Origin of the sequence: Paenibacillus sp. FSL H8-0259, from assembly GCF_037963255.1 — a bacterium.
Lineage (GTDB): Bacteria > Bacillota > Bacilli > Paenibacillales > Paenibacillaceae > Paenibacillus_AQ > Paenibacillus_AQ phytohabitans.
Genome location: NZ_CP150147.1, coordinates 1,476,415 through 1,492,877 on the forward strand (window position 1 = coordinate 1,476,415; position 16,463 = coordinate 1,492,877).

General features: G+C 52.8%; 14 protein-coding genes. 13 read left to right on the forward strand and 1 reads right to left on the reverse strand.

Translation table 11 applies throughout. The features are described from left to right. The first annotated feature begins 174 nt into the window (after positions 1–174). The 13 genes from NSU01_RS06315 (at position 175) to NSU01_RS06375 (ending at position 15,081) form a co-directional block, all read left to right on the forward strand. Positions 175–1,377: an MFS transporter gene (locus NSU01_RS06315; RefSeq protein WP_197074336.1), complete on the forward strand. Its 1,203-nt coding sequence runs from the start codon at positions 175–177 to the stop codon at positions 1,375–1,377. Positions 1,378–1,570: 193 nt separating this feature from the next. Further along, positions 1,571–2,134, forward strand: a complete 564-nt coding sequence (locus NSU01_RS06320; RefSeq protein ID WP_042134211.1) for a sigma-70 family RNA polymerase sigma factor — start codon at positions 1,571–1,573, stop codon at positions 2,132–2,134. After that, entirely contained in the window at positions 2,131–3,030 is a 900-nt protein-coding gene (locus NSU01_RS06325; protein WP_042134213.1) for a DUF4367 domain-containing protein, read from the forward strand. Before NSU01_RS06320 ends, NSU01_RS06325 begins: the two co-directional genes overlap by 4 nt. A 296-nt stretch (positions 3,031–3,326) precedes the next feature. Beyond that, complete coding sequence (locus NSU01_RS06330) at positions 3,327–4,409, forward strand: outer membrane lipoprotein carrier protein LolA (RefSeq protein WP_042134215.1); 1,083 nt, start codon at positions 3,327–3,329, stop codon at positions 4,407–4,409. A gap of 182 nt (positions 4,410–4,591) precedes the next feature. Next, complete coding sequence (alr, locus tag NSU01_RS06335) at positions 4,592–5,773, forward strand: alanine racemase (protein ID WP_042134217.1); 1,182 nt, start codon at positions 4,592–4,594, stop codon at positions 5,771–5,773. A 212-nt stretch (positions 5,774–5,985) separates the two neighbouring features. Further along, positions 5,986–6,267 carry a ribbon-helix-helix protein, CopG family gene (locus NSU01_RS06340; RefSeq protein ID WP_039307597.1) on the forward strand — a complete coding sequence of 94 codons (282 nt, stop codon included), beginning with the start codon at positions 5,986–5,988 and terminating at the stop codon, positions 6,265–6,267. A 3-nt stretch (positions 6,268–6,270) separates the two neighbouring features. After that, positions 6,271–6,621, forward strand: a complete 351-nt coding sequence (locus NSU01_RS06345; RefSeq protein ID WP_019913013.1) for a type II toxin-antitoxin system PemK/MazF family toxin — start codon at positions 6,271–6,273, stop codon at positions 6,619–6,621. A gap of 280 nt (positions 6,622–6,901) precedes the next feature. Then, complete coding sequence (locus NSU01_RS06350) at positions 6,902–7,465, forward strand: TetR/AcrR family transcriptional regulator (protein WP_256703760.1); 564 nt, start codon at positions 6,902–6,904, stop codon at positions 7,463–7,465. A 321-nt stretch (positions 7,466–7,786) separates the two neighbouring features. Further along, positions 7,787–8,998 (forward strand): tetracycline resistance MFS efflux pump, encoded by a 1,212-nt coding sequence (locus tag NSU01_RS06355; protein WP_042134223.1) that lies wholly within the window; start codon positions 7,787–7,789, stop codon positions 8,996–8,998. 693 nt (positions 8,999–9,691) lie between these two features. Continuing rightward, the gene (locus NSU01_RS06360) at positions 9,692–11,854 is read left to right on the forward strand and encodes a Tex family protein (protein ID WP_179093432.1); all 2,163 of its coding nucleotides are present in this window, start codon (positions 9,692–9,694) and stop codon (positions 11,852–11,854) included. A 942-nt stretch (positions 11,855–12,796) separates the two neighbouring features. Further along, positions 12,797–13,711 carry a GNAT family N-acetyltransferase gene (locus NSU01_RS06365; protein ID WP_256703726.1) on the forward strand — a complete coding sequence of 305 codons (915 nt, stop codon included), beginning with the start codon at positions 12,797–12,799 and terminating at the stop codon, positions 13,709–13,711. Between the two features lie 66 nt (positions 13,712–13,777). Continuing rightward, a complete protein-coding gene (locus tag NSU01_RS06370) occupies positions 13,778–14,257 on the forward strand; it encodes a GNAT family N-acetyltransferase (protein ID WP_076242338.1) in 480 nt (159 codons plus the stop codon). Between the two features lie 71 nt (positions 14,258–14,328). Then, positions 14,329–15,081 carry a hypothetical protein gene (locus tag NSU01_RS06375; RefSeq protein ID WP_144025948.1) on the forward strand — a complete coding sequence of 251 codons (753 nt, stop codon included), beginning with the start codon at positions 14,329–14,331 and terminating at the stop codon, positions 15,079–15,081. Positions 15,082–15,232: 151 nt separating this feature from the next. On the opposite strand, the gene NSU01_RS06380 is transcribed toward NSU01_RS06375, so the two are convergent. Further along, positions 15,233–16,207, reverse strand: coding sequence for an S-layer homology domain-containing protein (locus NSU01_RS06380; protein ID WP_076242339.1), 975 nt, complete (start codon positions 16,205–16,207; stop codon positions 15,233–15,235). Positions 16,208–16,463: the final 256 nt, after the last annotated feature.

Genomic DNA, 16,463 nt, shown 5'->3' on the forward strand with positions numbered 1-16,463 from the left:
CTCCTAATAGATTACTACATAGATAACCTGCGACATCCAAACTTAAGATCGATCTGTAACTGGAGTATAACATAAAAATGCCTATTTACAATACTGAACGTTTAGTATATTATTTGGTCATAGGAATTACTAAACTGTACGTTCAGTATTACAAATTGAAAGGTGGAGTTACTAATGAAACAACAAGCAGTATCCGCTATGAATCACAAAGCCGTTCCCGGTTGGATCACATTTCTGCTCGCAGTATCCTGCGGACTGATTGTGGCGAATCTCTATTATGCACAGACGCTGGTCGGACCGATCGGGCAAGCCATTCATCTGTCTCCCGGAGCCACGGGGCTGATTGTGACGCTGACACAAATCGGTTATGTTGTCGGGCTGCTGTTCATTGTACCGCTCAGTGATATTATCGAGAACCGGCGGCTAGCTGTAACGTCACTAATTCTGGTTGTAGCTGCACTGGCAGCTGCGGCACTTGCACCGAATGCACCGCTGTTTCTTGCAGCCTCCATGTTTATCGGGCTGGGCTCGGTAGCTGCGCAGATATTGGTGCCGTATGCTTCCTATCTGGCAGCAGAGGAAGAACGCGGCCGTGTGGTAGGCAATGTGATGAGCGGACTGCTGCTGGGTATTATGTTTGCCCGGCCGGTAGCAAGCTTCATGGCCGGACTATGGGGCTGGAAGTCTATATTTGTGGTCTCAGCAGTTGTGATTGCGCTCCTGACCCTGCTTCTGTCCCGCATACTTCCGGCACGCAAGCCAGAACCTACGTTGAATTACGGCCAATTAATCCGCTCTCTGGGTACACTGTGGATGCAAACGCCGGTTCTACGGCGCCGGGCGATTTATCAGGCCAGCTTATTCGGTGCCTTCAGTCTGTTCTGGACGACAGTTCCTATGTACTTGTCCAGCTACTATCACCTGTCCCAGCAAGGAATTGCCCTGTTTGCACTGGCCGGTGTGGGCGGAGCAGTGGCAGCCCCTATTGCGGGCAGACTGGCAGACCGGGGCTGGACCAGACTGCTTACAGGTCTGGCCATCTCACTTGCCGCCGTATCCTTTATCTTGGCTTATCTGCTCCGGGATGATTCGAATCTAACACTCGGCCTGCTGGTTCTAACGGCCATTCTGCTGGACATGAGTGTATCCGGCAACCTGGTGCTGGGGCAGCGGGCGATTTATTCGCTCGGCAATGAAACAAGAGGACGGCTGAACGGATTGTTCATGGCGATATTCTTCGTAGGCGGAGCAGTAGGCTCCTCGCTGGGCGGCTGGGCTTATGCTTACGGCGGCTGGAGTCTGGCTACACTGATCGGGCTGGCCCTGCCGGTGCTGGCTCTGGTGTACTTTTTGACCGAGAAGAAGAATCTGGTTTAAGACCGGGAGCATGGTGTTCAGCAATAATCCGCATAGCCGGATATTTCGAATATAACTAAAGTAGGCAGGGGAGCTTCGATCCTCTGTCTTTTTTATTTTGCCGCGTGATGTAATGGAATCGGGATGAAGAGCGTACTAGCTCATGTAAATTACTTGGCCAAGTAAATTCAGCCTGGAAGGAGGGCCTCTAAGGATGCAAGAGCGCGCATTGCTGCCTTTGATTCACGGAAGAGTTCAAGAAAAGACGGAAACCGAGCTGGAGTTCACAGCGGTTTTTGAAACCTACTATAAACGGATATTCAATTATATTGCCTACCGGGTGAACTGCCGTTATACCGCTGAAGACCTGGCCAGCCAGGTGTTCGAGAAGACATTGTCCAAGCTGCCCGGCTACTCTCCGGAGAAAGCTCCGCTGGAGGTATGGCTGTTCGCCATTGCCAGGAATGTAGTGAATGACTATTACAGAAGCCGCGCCAGGCACCGGTTCTTCTCATTGGATGCAATCCGGGAGCTGGTATCCGGCAAAAAGGAGCCTGAAGACCTGATTCTCGAAGGCGAGCGAAGTGACAGGCTCAAGCTGGCGCTGGATACGCTCAGTGAGAAGGAGCGGAATATCATCGCGCTGAAATTCGGGGCAGATCTTAAGAATACAGAAATTGCGCTGGTCACAGGAATGACGGAGAGCAACGTTGGGGTCATTCTCTATCGCAGTATGCGGAAACTGAAATCTGAAATAGGGAGTGTGGAAGGGCTATGAAGAACAAGCAGGAGACAGCGGATTCGCTTGAGCTGCTGGAGCTGGAACAATTTCTGGCACAGCAGGACTTTTCCCGGGACTCCGATAAGGCAGCCATTCTCCGCCAAGTGAGAAGCCGCTCATTACAGGAACAGGAGGAATTAAAGATGAATATTAAACAACGGTTTAGACGTCCGGCCATGATCGTGGCTTCCCTTCTGGTGGCAGGGATAGTAAGTGTTTCCTTCGTCAGACCTTCTTTCGCGGAGGAGATGCTGGAGAGGGTGCTAATGTCGGTAAATCTGGGACACATTGAGGTAAGTCAGATGGATGCGAGCGTTCCGCCGGTGTTCCCGGATGCCTGGAAGGGCAAAATATTTGATCAGGAAGGCAATCCGGTCAATTCCTTCCGCCCCATGCCGGAAGCCATCTTCAATGCAGCCGGTGAGGCCATAGTGGATTTTGACGGGGATCAACTGATTACACTGAGCGAGCAGGAGCAGCGGGAGAAAGAGGAGGCAGCGCATAAATTTGCTGTCAAGGAGCCTGCGGAGCTGGACAAATACGCCCTCTTCAAAGTAAAGCTGCCGGAATATCTGCCTGAGGGCTTCGCCTTCGACCATGGAGAATTCTTCAAGGGCGAGGAAGGCGTGAACGGTCAGGTTGTTGAATTATTCTTCTCCAGCAAGGAGAAGGGGAAGCGGATCTGGATGCAGCTGCGCCTGGCCAATGAGGACAACGCCTTTGCAATGTCGACAGAGGGTACGGTAGAGCAGGTGAAGATCAAGGGAACCGATGCGGTTCTAGTCAGTGGCAGAGGTCTGGACTGGGAAGCAAACGGAGTACTGTACGGCCTCAGCACCCGCGGCCTTGACCGGGCTGAGGTAATGAAGATCGCAGAGTCCATCAACTGGTAAGCAGGCAGGAGCAGAGAAGGGAACAGGTACCAGGAACAGGATGAATCACAGCACCAGACTGCAACCCCCGAGCGTAGCGGGGAACGCGGTCCGGTGCTTTTTGAAATAGCGTTTCTATTATATAAGAAGTAATAAGAACCATACATAGATTGTAAGATTCCCGGGAGGCCGGAGCGGATTCGGGGCCGGATGAATACTTCTCCGCCTGCTTGTCATGCCCGTCTGCATATTGAGGCCAAGTCCTTCATAGACATGTACTAATCAATGCATTCAAAACAGGTTAAGGGGATGATGTCATGCGCCGGATAACATGGGTACTCGCGATCATTATGAGCGTGGCCTTAGTATTGACGGGGTGCGGGAAGAAGGATGCCGCCTCTGTGGTCAAGGATTTGAATAGTGTGTCTGACAAGCTGGAAAGCAAGCAGGGAGCTTATCAAGGCTCAGGCACGATGACCTTGTACACCGGGGAGCAGCCGCAGGAATACAAAGTGGAAGTGTGGTACAAGAATCCGTCCTACTACCGGATCAGCCTGTCCAATGTCCAGAAGGATGTGAAGCAGATTGTGCTGCGCAATGATGAGGGCGTATTCGTTCTGACACCAAGCCTCGGCAAAAGCTTCCGGTTCCAGAGCGACTGGCCGGACAGCCAGGGACAGGTATATCTGTACCAGACGCTGCTCAAGGGAATTGTCTCTGACAACAACCGCCAGTTCGTAGAGGACGGGGACAATTATGTGTTTGAGGTAGCAGCGAATTATCAGAGCAGCGCGCTGGTCCGCCAGAAGATCTGGCTCGCCAAAAAAACCTATGAACCAAAGCAGGTTCAGGTATCGGATTCCGAAGCCAAGGTTGTCGTTAACGTGACCTTCGACAGCTTCAAGTTTGATCCTGAATTCGCCGCAGATTCTTTTGATATGCAAAAGAATATGGCCACGGGCTCACCTTCGGAGAGCACTGTAGCTGAGGTGGATGAGAACGGTAATCCGGTAGTGGCGGAAGACGGGGAACAGGCCGTCCAGCCGGTTGCGGCAGAAATGGGTGACTTCGGAATCATCGAGCCGGATTATGTTCCGGCAGGCGTGAAGCTGAAGGATACGAACAAAATTGAAGGCAGCAAGGATCATGCGGTGCTTATCCGTTATGACGGCATCTACCAGTACACCATTATGGAAGCCCGTCCGCTGGACCGTGCGGTATCGCTGGCTCCAGGCAGTGTGATCGATCTCGGGTTCACTTGGGCACTTCTCAGCGGAGACGAGCAGCAGACATTGACCTGGATGAATGAGGGTGTCGAGTACCGGATTACGAGCGATAATCTGCCAGTTACGGAAATGATGCAAATTGCCGCTTCTATGGAGGAACAATCGGGTAAATAAATATCAGTAGGCGGATACTGCGCAACGTGGGAAATATTCCTCTACACGCAGTATCCGTTTTTTTGCTGGTTCTGCTCACATTGACAGAGGCCTTCTCTAAGCATTACCATTGCAGTAAGACCCCAAGTTCTATGCGATTTCAGCGTAGATGTTTTACTACAATGTAAGAAGGTGAACCTGAAGTGCAAGCAAGCTATCGACCGACAGTAGCCGAGATCAATCTGGATGATTTGCGTGCCAATTATGAGGCTTTCCGGGCGGCACTGCTGCCGGAGACCAAATTCATGGGATGCGTCAAAGGAAATGCGTACGGACACGGTGCCGTGGAAGTGACCCGGGAGCTGGAACGACTTGGAGCGGATTATGTTAGTGTCGCCTTTTTGGATGAGGCATTGGAGCTGCGTCAGGCGGGAATACTAATTCCTATTCTGGTGCTGGGCTACACCTCCCCTGAAGGAATAGCCGTTGCCTGGAAGAATAACGTTACCGTAACACTGTTCACACCGGAAGTACTGGAAGCTGTTAGAGCGCTTCCTGTAGAGAAGGAGCACCGGCTGAAGGTGCACATCAAGATTGACAGCGGGATGGGCAGGCTGGGATTATTACCGGCCGATGCACCTGCTTTCATTGCTGAAGTGCATTCAGTAGCGCAGGCGGAGCTGGAGGGCATGTTTACTCATTTTGCTAAGGCAGACGAACAGAACAAAAGCTATACACTGATGCAGCACCGACGTTTCATGAGCGTGGCGGAAACGCTTCGGGACATGGATATTAAGATCCCGATCATACATACGGGCAATAGCGCTACGGCCATTGATACACCTCTCTTATCCAGCAACATGGTGCGTGTAGGCATAAGCTTGTACGGATTCTATCCTTCAAGTGAGGTGAACCGCGAGCTGGTGGCTTTACACCCGGTAATGACGCTGAAGACGCAGGCTGTCTATATCAAGACCCTGCCGCCTGACTCAGGCATCAGCTACGGCACCCGGTATTTCACGGACAGCGATGAGGTTATCGCTACGCTTCCCGTGGGATACGCTGACGGATATTCCCGCATGCTAACGGGCAAAGCGGAGGTGCTAATACGCGGACGCCGCGTTCCTGTCGTCGGAACAATCTGCATGGACCAGTGTATGGTATCACTCAAATCTTTCGCTGAAGAAGCGGAACAAATCAAAGCTGGCGAAGAGGTTGTACTCATCGGCCGCCAGGGAGCCGTGTCGATCACGGCAGACGAACTGGCGCTCCATCTTGGGACGATTCACTACGAAGTCATCTGTATGCTGGCTCACCGGGTGCCCCGCGTATATGTACGCGAAGGCATGTTACCCAACCTCGTGAATCCCTTGCTGCAGACTTGAAGCCCGGACCAGGGGACCTTGTGCAGGAATTGAAAATAAGGACTAACCCGTATAGAGCGTGTGACTTATAGTCTATACGAACCGCCATTTCTAGTTTATAATGGGATGCAGCATACTTGATATACTGGCGGCATATATTCCTTGTATAAAATTCCTTGTATATTGTAACACTGGAACACAAGGGCAGAAGGTTTGTGGGGGTGGAAGAGAAGGTGGCCAATTTGCAGAACACCAAAAGAATCATGATCAGCTTGCCCGATCATCTCTTGCAGGAAGTGGATGGGATCGTTCAATTGGAGAACTCTAACCGTAGTGAATTGATCAGGCAGGCCATGAAGCTGTACTTGACCGAACGGAGGAAACGTACCATCCGGGAGTCGATGCAGCGGGGATACATGGAAATGGCTAAGATTAATTTGACCATGGCAAGCGAGGCCTTTCTCGCAGAGGAAGATGCAGACAGTACTCTTGGCCGCTTAGTAAGCGGGGTGTAAATATTGATTGTTAAACGCGGCGACGTTTTTTTTGCCGACCTTTCACCGGTCGTGGGTTCAGAGCAAGGCGGAGTTAGGCCGGTACTGGTCATTCAGAACGACATTGGCAATCGCTTCAGCCCGACTGTAATCGTGGCAGCTATCACTGCCCAGATCCAGAAGGCCAAACTGCCGACGCATGTGGAGATTGATGCGGCTGCCCATGGCTTTGACCGGGATTCCGTTATATTGCTGGAGCAGGTTCGGACCATTGACAAACAACGCTTAACCGATAAGATCACCCACCTGGACGATGAGACCATGAAGCTGGTGGATGATTCGCTGCAAATCAGCCTGGGTCTGATTGACTTCTGAACCTTATAGGGCTATGACATCAATAATTGTACTAAAAGGCATGCCGGAGATTGTATCCGGTATGCCTTTTTTACAAGGATAAGAATGAATACGTTCGGGGTCAACGGAAAGTAGCGGAGTAATGCTTGAAGATAATGCCCCGCTGTGTGGGTTATTTGGCAGTTCCACCGGGTGTTGTGCAAGGGCTTGACCTTATGTTACAATTAGACCGGTCAGTCGGTCTATAGGGGGGATACATATCAAAGGACGCTCGGATGGAGAAGAAACCAAGAACCGTATTCTGCAGAATGCTTCACATTTGTTCGCGCATAAGGGTTATGGTGCGGTAAGTATGAATGAAGTCTGCATAACTGCCAAGGTCAGCAAGGGCAGCCTGTATCACCATTTTCCCAGCAAGGATGAACTGTTCCTGTATGTGGTGGAGGATGATACCCAGAAGTGGCTCTGTGAGTGGGAGGAGCTGCGGAGCAAGATCACCGGGACGGAAGCCAGGCTGTTCGCGCTGGGAGATCATTACGCGAATGACTTCCAGAATCCGCTGATTCATGCACTTGAGGAATACGCCAGATCCCGTACGCTTACCGATGATATGCGCCAGCGGCTCTCGCAGATCTACGAATCTGCTTCACAGGCCTGCCGTGACCTGCTTCAGGAGGGTATGGATTCCGGATATCTGATTCCAGGCAACCTGGACAACTATGTGACCATCGTCAGCGGGATGCTGGAAGGGATCGGCAGGGTCAGCGAGATTACAGCACTCGCCAAGGGGCCTGAGGATATCAGGGAATATTACCGCGGGGCCATTCAGCTGCTGCTTCAAGGACTGCGTACCCGGGAGAGCTGAACGGTAAACGGGATTTTTAATCCACAAGCAGAAACGGCTAAGCTTCATTCATAGGAGCTTATGCTTCCGAGGCATCGATATTGCATATCGCTTTCAGGCTGTTTCTGCGTGAAAGCTAGGGATAATTTTTTGCGTTGCGAAGTGTATAAATTATTATATTTTAAATAGACCGGATGGTCGGTCTTGTCCACGGCGTTATGCAAGCAGCTGTACCCGCGCCGTTATGAGTTCTTCGCCCGTTAATGGGAGAGACTGTTATTACATGAAATGAAGCACACCTGGAGCCTGAAGATTTGCCCGGGAATTACGGAGGGATTTACAATGTCATTATTACTAAGAAACCGGGGCGCGATGCTGCTCCTGATGTTGAATATATTTTTGGCGTTCACGGGAATTGGTCTAGTTGTCCCTATTATGCCGACCTACATGAATGAGCTGGGCATTGGCGGGAGTGTTGTCGGACTGCTGGTGGCCGCTTTTGCCCTGACGCAGCTGCTGGTATCACCGTTTGCCGGGAACTGGTCGGACCGGATGGGCCGCAAAAAAATCATTATCGCCGGACTAATTGTCTTTGCCTTGTCGGAGCTGCTCTTTGGTCTGGCTAATGTGCCTTGGCTGCTCTTCGTATCCAGAATGCTCGGCGGTGCGGGTGCGGCGATGATTATGCCGGCGGTTATGGCTTATGTTGCCGATACGACCTCTTCTGAAGAACGCGCCAAAGGTATGGGCTTGATCAATGCGGCCATTACTACGGGATTCATCATCGGGCCGGGAATTGGCGGATATTTGGCTGAGCTCGGCATCCGGGTACCCTTTTTCGTCGCTGCCGGAGCGGCTGCCGTTGTCGCACTCATTACTTTTGCCGTTCTGCCGGAATCACTGTCTGCGGAGAAGCGTGATGTAGCGAAGTCTGATGAGGGTAACAAGGAGAATCTGGGAATGCAGATGCTGCGCTCTTACCGCGAGCCTTATTTCTTCGGTCTGGTGATCATATTCGTGCTCTCCTTCGGGCTGGCTAATTATGATACAGTGTTCGGGCTGTTTGTGGATCATAAGTTCGGGTTCACCCCCAAGGATATTGCGTTCGTCCTGACGTTCGGTTCCATCGCGGGTGCGGTGGTTCAGGTTACGGTGTTTAGCTGGATTTTGAACCGTTTCGGCGAAAATAGAGTGATCTCCATCTGTCTGCTCATTGCCGGACTGTCTATCTTCCTCACGCTGTTCGTTCACGGGTTCGCAGCTATTGTTGCAGTGACCTTCATCGTATTCTTGGCGATGGATATTCTCCGCCCCGCCGTCGGTACGCAGCTCTCCAAGATGGCGGATGAATCGCAGCAGGGGTTTGTCATGGGGATGAACTCTGCCTACACCAGTCTGGGCAATATTGCCGGCCCGATTGTTGCCGGAATCCTGTTCGATATGGATGTGAATTTCCCATATGCGGCGGCTGCGCTCGTCATGGTGCTCTGCTTCCTCATGTCGCTGAGTTACGGGCGGCGGAAACGGAGCCGGCGGAGTGCGGTGATGCGGTAAATGGAGGGGAAGGTTGGTTACCTATACAACCATGTCCAAGCGTTAGAGGTTATGAATCGGCTATACTGTCCCGCGAGGGACGGTGTAGCCGTTTTTTGTATAACTCCGCTGGGGCGGGTAAAGACACCGGAAACCTCCTCATTAGCCAGGGGATGCTGCAGGGGGGCAGGGAGTTGGATTTGTTCCACTTGCTCATAAGTGGAGAAGCCCCTCTGAAACAGCAGTTGGAAAAACAGCACTTAATATAAGGCATATTAGCCAAAGTTGAGGAAGTGCATGGAATTAAATGACGTTTATCCAACTAAAACACTCGAATGCTCCAAAACAGCTAAAATAAGATACGTTTATCCAGCTATTGTTGCAGAGCGGGTGGGTGCCTGAGGGAACCTTAAACGGGAAAGGTAAAGGTATGCAAGGTAGGGTCCAATTAACCTTGGTAAGCTGTATATTTCGCCTTCCGGGCGGAATATGCTTTGGGGTCCCCGTAAATCTGCTGAGTTATCACCCGGTTGGTAGCTTGCGTTGCGGGGGTACTTTACCGTGCCAAACTTTGGTCCTGCGGCAAACTGTGATAGTATTTTAGTAGAGAGTTATGAACTCAGACTGCGTATAGAAAGAGGGATATACTTGAGCGTTGATACTAATGGGGCGGGTAAAGCGGCGGAAGATGCGGCTGCCCGCCAGGAGCAGGAACTGATTACTGCAGCAATTGCGAAGGAACTGGGCATTAGCCTGAAGCAGGTACGGACTACGGTGGGGCTGCTGGATGAGGGCAACACAATTCCGTTTATCGCCCGGTACCGCAAGGAAATGACCGGAGAGCTGGATGAGAACGCGCTGCGCGATATCGAAGAACGGCTTGGATATCTGCGCAACCTCGGCGAGCGGAAGAAGGATGTCATCCGCAGCATTGAGGAGCAGGGCAAGCTGACCCCGGAGCTGCAGGCGCAGATCATGAAGGCTGTGAAGCTGCAGGAAGTGGAGGACTTGTACCGTCCGTTCAAGCAAAAGCGCAAGACACGGGCCAGTGTTGCCAAGGAGAAGGGGCTGGAGCCGCTTGCCGATTGGATCATGGAGCAGCGCCGCCAGGGCCATCCTTATGAAGAAGCGGCGAAATATATAGATGCGGATAAAGGTGTAGACAGTGCGGAGCTTGCTGTCCAAGGGGCAATGGATATTATTGCCGAGAATATTGCCGATGATCCGGCCATCCGTTCCTGGGTGCGCCAGTATACGGCAAGCCAGGGGATTCTGGTCTCTGAAGCGAAGGATGCGGAGCAGGAGAGCGTATATGAGAATTACTATTCCTACCGTGAGCCTGTGCACAAAATGCCGCCGCACCGTATTCTGGCTATCAACCGCGGGGAGCGGGAGAATGTGCTGAAGGTCGGCATTGAGATTATTGCCGACAAGATTCACGCTTTCATTATCCGCAAGCTGGTGAAGGGTCCGTCCCCGGTCAAAGAGCTGCTCGAAGCAGTGACCGAGGATGCCTACAAACGGCTGATTGCACCTTCCGTCGAGCGCGAGGTGCGCGGGGAGATGACGGAAAAAGGCGAGGCGCAGGCGATTTCCATCTTCTCCGGAAATCTGCGCAGCCTGCTGCTGCAGCCGCCGGTGAAGGGCCGCCATGTGCTGGGCGTAGACCCGGCCTACCGCACCGGCTGCAAGCTGGCCGTTGTGGACGATACCGGCAAGCTGCTGGAGGTAGCGGTCACATATCCGACGCCGCCGAACAACAAGAAGAAAGAGGCGGCGGCCAAGTTCAAAGAGCTGATTGCCAAATATGGCATCCAGCTCATCGTAATCGGCAACGGCACCGGCTCGCGGGAGACGGAGCAGTTCACGGCCGAGGTCATTGCCGAGGTCGGGAATCCTGAGCTGGCCTACCTGATCGTTAACGAGGCAGGGGCCAGCGTGTATTCGGCCTCCAAGCTGGCGCAGGAGGAGTTCCCGGATCTGGATGTGGCGGAGCGCAGCGCCGCCTCCATCGCCCGCCGCGTGCAGGACCCGCTCGCGGAGCTGGTGAAGATCGACCCGAAGGCGATCGGTGTCGGGCAATACCAGCATGATGTGTCACAGAAGCATCTGGAAGAGAGCCTTAAGGGCGTCGTGGAGTCGGCGGTTAACCACGTCGGTGTCGACGTGAATACCGCTTCGGCCTCGCTGCTGTCCTATGTGGCGGGAGTCAATGCGACGATCGCCAAGAATATTGTGAAGTTCCGCGAGGAGAACGGCAAGTTCGCCACGCGCAAGGCGCTGCAGAAGGTGCCGCGCCTGGGCGCGAAATCCTACGAGCAGTGCATCGGCTTCCTGCGTATCCCCGGAGGGGATAACACGCTGGACCGTACGCCGATCCACCCGGAATCCTATCCGGTGGTCGACCGGCTGTTCCGCGAGCTGGGCCTCGATGTGGAGAAGCTCGGCAGCAAGGAAGTAGCCCAGCAGCTGGAGGTGCAGGATGCCGCCGAGCTGGCTGTGAAGCTGGATGTCGGCGTGCCTACGCTGCGCGACATCCTGGAGAGTCTGCAGCGCCCGGGCCGCGATCCGCGCGAGGAGCTGCCGCTGCCGATCTTCCGCACGGATGTGCTGAAGATCGAGGACCTGGTTCCCGGCATGGAGATGCAGGGAACCGTCCGCAACGTGATCGATTTCGGCGCGTTCGTCGATATCGGCATCAAGAACGACGGGCTGGTCCATATCTCCCAGCTGAGCGGCAGCTTCGTGAAGCACCCGATGGACGTGGTCTCCGTGGGAGACAATGTCACCGTATGGGTGATGGGCGTCGACCTGAAGAAGGGCCGCGTCAGCCTGACCATGCGCCAGCCGCGCGAGGCGGGCGGCAGCGTGAAGTAGGGCCGGCGGCATCGCTGGCAGGTTGAAGCAAGGGCAGGCGGTATGCGAGGCTGGCCATGTGAGAAGTCAGACCGGCGCTGCAAGCTGGGCGGCAGCGTGAAGCAGGCCGGCTACATCGTCTGGCAGGTTGAAGCAAGGGCAAACGGTATACGAGGCTGGCCATGCGAGAAGTCAGAGCAGCGAAATAGGTGGCCTGCAGCGTGAAATAGGGCCAAGAAGCAGTTGCCGGGGCTGGCACAGACTCGTGGCACAAGGGAAGCCGGGCCCATTGGGCCGGGCTTGCCGAACACGCGGAAACTGGCCCGTCTGAGCTCTATTGCACGAACTGTTGCGGACTCAGATGACCCTATTTTGCGGAAATCAGCGTTTTGATCGTGGTTGCGGACTCAAAGGCCTCTATTTCATGGCTCGAGGTCTGCTGGCATGCCCGAAAGATCAAATAGCGTCTTCTGAGTCCGCAAGGGGAGCAGAACAGGCTATTTTCGCAAAATAACGTCTCTGGAGTCCGCAAGGAAGAATGCCGACATGTACACTGGAGTGGAGCACCCGGGCAACTGGATCTTGGATAGTCACTATGGAGCTCCAGCAAACTAACCTGTTAATAATGACCAGCCCGCGAATACAGCAGCAGAAGAAACGAATACGAAACACCACGGCTAATGACCAATCAAGACAGAATAAGACCCAAATCAGCATCAACCCAAGAACAACCCAAGAACAACCCAAGAACAACCCAAGAACAACCCAAGAACAACCCATATGACCAGCCGGACGGCTGCGCTTCCTTGACCAGGACGGCGCAGCCGTTTTTTGGCAACCCCAAATAGCAGATGTAACGCTCCGGGCCAAGCTGCGGTAGAGAATAGTTATAATTGTTAATGATCTTAATCCCTCTTCCACACAGTGTTATGATGAACAAAAACAGAAGGTGGCGGACCGGTATTGAGCAATAGAGTGATCAGGAATTTCGGACAGAACGATATGGCGGCGCTTGGGGAAATGTATGCGCGGGTGTCGGCACAGGAGGATGTGCTTTTTTGGTGGGTAGGGGAGGAGAGCAATTGGGAGAATGTAATCTGTGCCATTGAAGGGGACAAAATGGTGGCCAAAGGCCAGCTGCAGATCTTCAATGTGGTTCCCCCGGGACGTCTGCCTGGAAGCAAACATAAGATTTTTGTGAATCTGAAAACACTGCCCGGGCGTGAACAGGATATCGGACTGCTCGACAGTGTCTACTCCCTTCTGCTGGAACGGGCGCATGAACTGAAGGGGACACTGCCCCGGGAATACGGAACGGTTCTGTGTACGGGGAATTATGCCGCAGAAGAGAGCTGCAACACTTATTTCGCACAGCATCTGGGTTACCTGCCGCATAGCCGGTTATATACGCTCCATCGTGACTTGAACGAACCTATACCCGTGGCAGAGCTTGCGGCAGGTCTTGAATCAGCGTGGGTTCAGTTGGATTCGCCGGAGCAGAGAGAAGCTTATCTGGAACTGGAGGCTGAGATCTGGCCGGATACCCCGCTGGGCGTGGAACGTCTGCTGGAATATCAGGAGCATCCGCTTTGGACATCGGCTGTTGTACTGGATGAAGGCAAGGTGGCCGGCAGTCTGATGGTCTGGCAGGAAGATAAGAACGGCATTATCGAGGACGTGTTTGTCCGTGAGCCATGGAGAAGACGCGGGATCGCCAAGGCGTTGCTGGTCCGTGCTATGGCGTATCTGAAGGAGCACGGGCTGGAGCAGGTGCAGCTTATCGCCATGACTACCAATGAATCAGCGCTGTCCCTGTACGAATCCGTGGGTTTTCAAACCGGACGGCAGGAGATCAGATTGTATACGGAGCTGGAGTAATAATCACTCAGGATGAATTCCTCTACACAGTGAAATCCGCACAGTGAAAGTTGGGAGGAAGTTTATATGTCTGTGGAACTAAAGCCTGTCTCTAGTGAGAATTGGTATGAATGTACCCAGCTTACGGTTAAGCCAGAGCAGCTGAATGTTTTTCCTGCACCTGTGGTTTATTGGATTGCTGAATCGAAGTATGTTGATGAATTTGAATTGCGTGCGATTTACTCAGAAGAGGTCCCAGTCGGATTTCTCGTATTTTGCACCCGTCCGGACAAGGATGATAATTATTGGATTCCTGCCCTAATGGTTGATCACAAGCATCAAGGCAAAGGGTATGGCAAGGCAGCAATGGAAACATTGATTCAGCTGATGAGTGATTCCAAATGTACTAGAATCATGATTGGACACCGGCCGGACAATCTGATTGCGGGGAAGCTGTATGAATCTTTAGGATTTTCACAAGCTGGGGAAGAAGTAATCGACGGTGAAATCGTACGTCTGCTGCAAATCAGTGAACTAGCCCCTCCCGCCGCTTACCTGGACAAGTGACAAACGCCCTGCAACTATATCCGGCCGGGCAGCGTCTAATGGGTAAGTATGGCAGAATGAGGAGGGATATCTTGTACAAGGCAAGATCTATTGGATTTACTGCGCTGATGGTTGTAATGCTGTTTCTTGCAGCCTGCAGTTCAGCGCCTGACACGGCTCAGGAAGCAACACCCGCACCGGATCAGACAGAGGCACCTACTCAGGAGCCCGCTCCGGCTGTACCATCCCCGGCACCGGCTGCAACGCCTGCTCCAAGTCCTGAGGGTACGGAACCAACTCCGGTAGCGGAAGACCCCGGACCGCCGGAGGAAGGCACACCGCCTACAGCGCTGGAAGCGGCAACCACAGTAATGCGGGCGCTGAAGAACGGGAGTATGGAGACGCTCGCCGCGTGGGTACACCGGGACAGAGGGGTCCGCTTCTCCCCTTACGCTTATGTTGATGTTGATAAAGACATTGTGTTAAGCCAGGAAGAGCTGAAAGCTGCAATGCAAGATCCGGTAAAGCGTGAATGGCGTGAGTTCGCCGGTACCGGAGAGCTGATTAAGCTAACCTTTGCGGATTATTATAAGCAGTATGTGTACGATGAGGATTTTGCAGGGAAGGCTGAAGTTACTGTGAATCAAAGCCAGGGGCAAGGTACAACCGTGAACAATATCAACGAGGTGTATCCTAAGGAAACTCATGATTACGTTGATTATTATATCAAGGGGATCGATCCTTCCGCAGAGGGCATGGATTGGCGCAGCCTGCGGCTGGTGTTCGAGAAGAATGGTCAGGATCATATCCTTGTAGGGATCATTCATGATCAGTGGACACCTTAACGTAAGGACTGAAAGCGCCAGTTATTAGTACATCGCAAAAAGCCGCATCCCTTGGTTATCCCAACGGCGATGCGGCTTCTTTTGACGTATATGCGTTTATAGGTTACTGCCATGTGCCATGGTATCAAGCAGTAGCCGCTGTATTTCTCACTTACATCCCTGCGGAAGAAGCGGCAGCAGAAGCCGAACCTGTTACGGATTTGGCTACCGCTGTATACCCTTCAGGCAGGTAAGTCACCGCGGAGGCGGTAGAGATGACCTGCAGATTCATGGAACCGGCAGGCGGCGCAGTCACTTTGAAGTAGATCACTGCTGTTTGGTTAGCGCCGAATTCAATCCGCTCAATCGACAGGCCGTAACCTGAGGTAGGCAGATTCTCAACTGTGACAGTGGCTTTGTTTACACCAGTAGCCGCTTTTTCCAGTGTAACCGCTGCTTCATAGTCATTAACCGGAGCAGTGGCGCTGTCATCCGGAGTGATTACCTCTTTGGCGAATTTGGCTGCGTCATAGATTAGGACAGCGGCTTCCGCACGGGTAACCGGTTCATTCGGACGGAAGGTGTTGTTCTTCTCCAGCGTGATCAGGCGGGTATTGACCAGAATCTGCAGACTGTTCATCTCCGCTGTAGACAGCTTGCCGCCATCCGTGATATTCGCATACATCAGCGTAACCGGGAAATTCCCTTTACTCTGCAGCGCCTGGGTCAGCAAATGAGCGAACTGGATCCGCGTCATTGCCGCGTTGGGGTCGATGGACTTGTCCAGAGACAATCCGCTCTGCTTGGCAGCCGCGAATGCGGAGGCATACCATGCGTTATCTTTTACCTTGTCGAAGTAATCGCTGGCTTTGCTGCCGGTTGTATTCTGCGGGGACAGCTTAAGGCCGCTGACGATGAACTGCAGGCCTTGGGCGTAAGTCAGCTTGGATTTCGGTGCGAACATATCACTGGTAATTCCGTTAATGATGCCATTTTGATGGAGTGCATTGATTTTGGATTCGGCAGCATTGCCCTTCAGATCCGAAAAGGCAGAAGCCGATGCTCCGAATGATACTGTTGCTGCCAGAATGCTGCACGCTAGAGTGATTTTTGTAGCGCGCTTCTGGAATGATGATTTATTCTTCATTGTGCCTCACCTCTTATACTCTTAGATGGCCAAAGGGGCCGAAATGTTGCAGGCAGTTCTGTATAAGCTGAAAAAATTGTTGTTGGGCTGAGTAATGTGCGTCTGTCACCAAGTAACCTAATTGCAGAAGGCGCATTGTTGTTAGTATCAGCAGACCGCGGGGCCGTCATCCGGGAAAGTGCTTACCGATTGAACATTAGCGGCATTTGGCTGTACACTTGAAGTAGAATCAGTAAACGGATTCAAACACTATCAG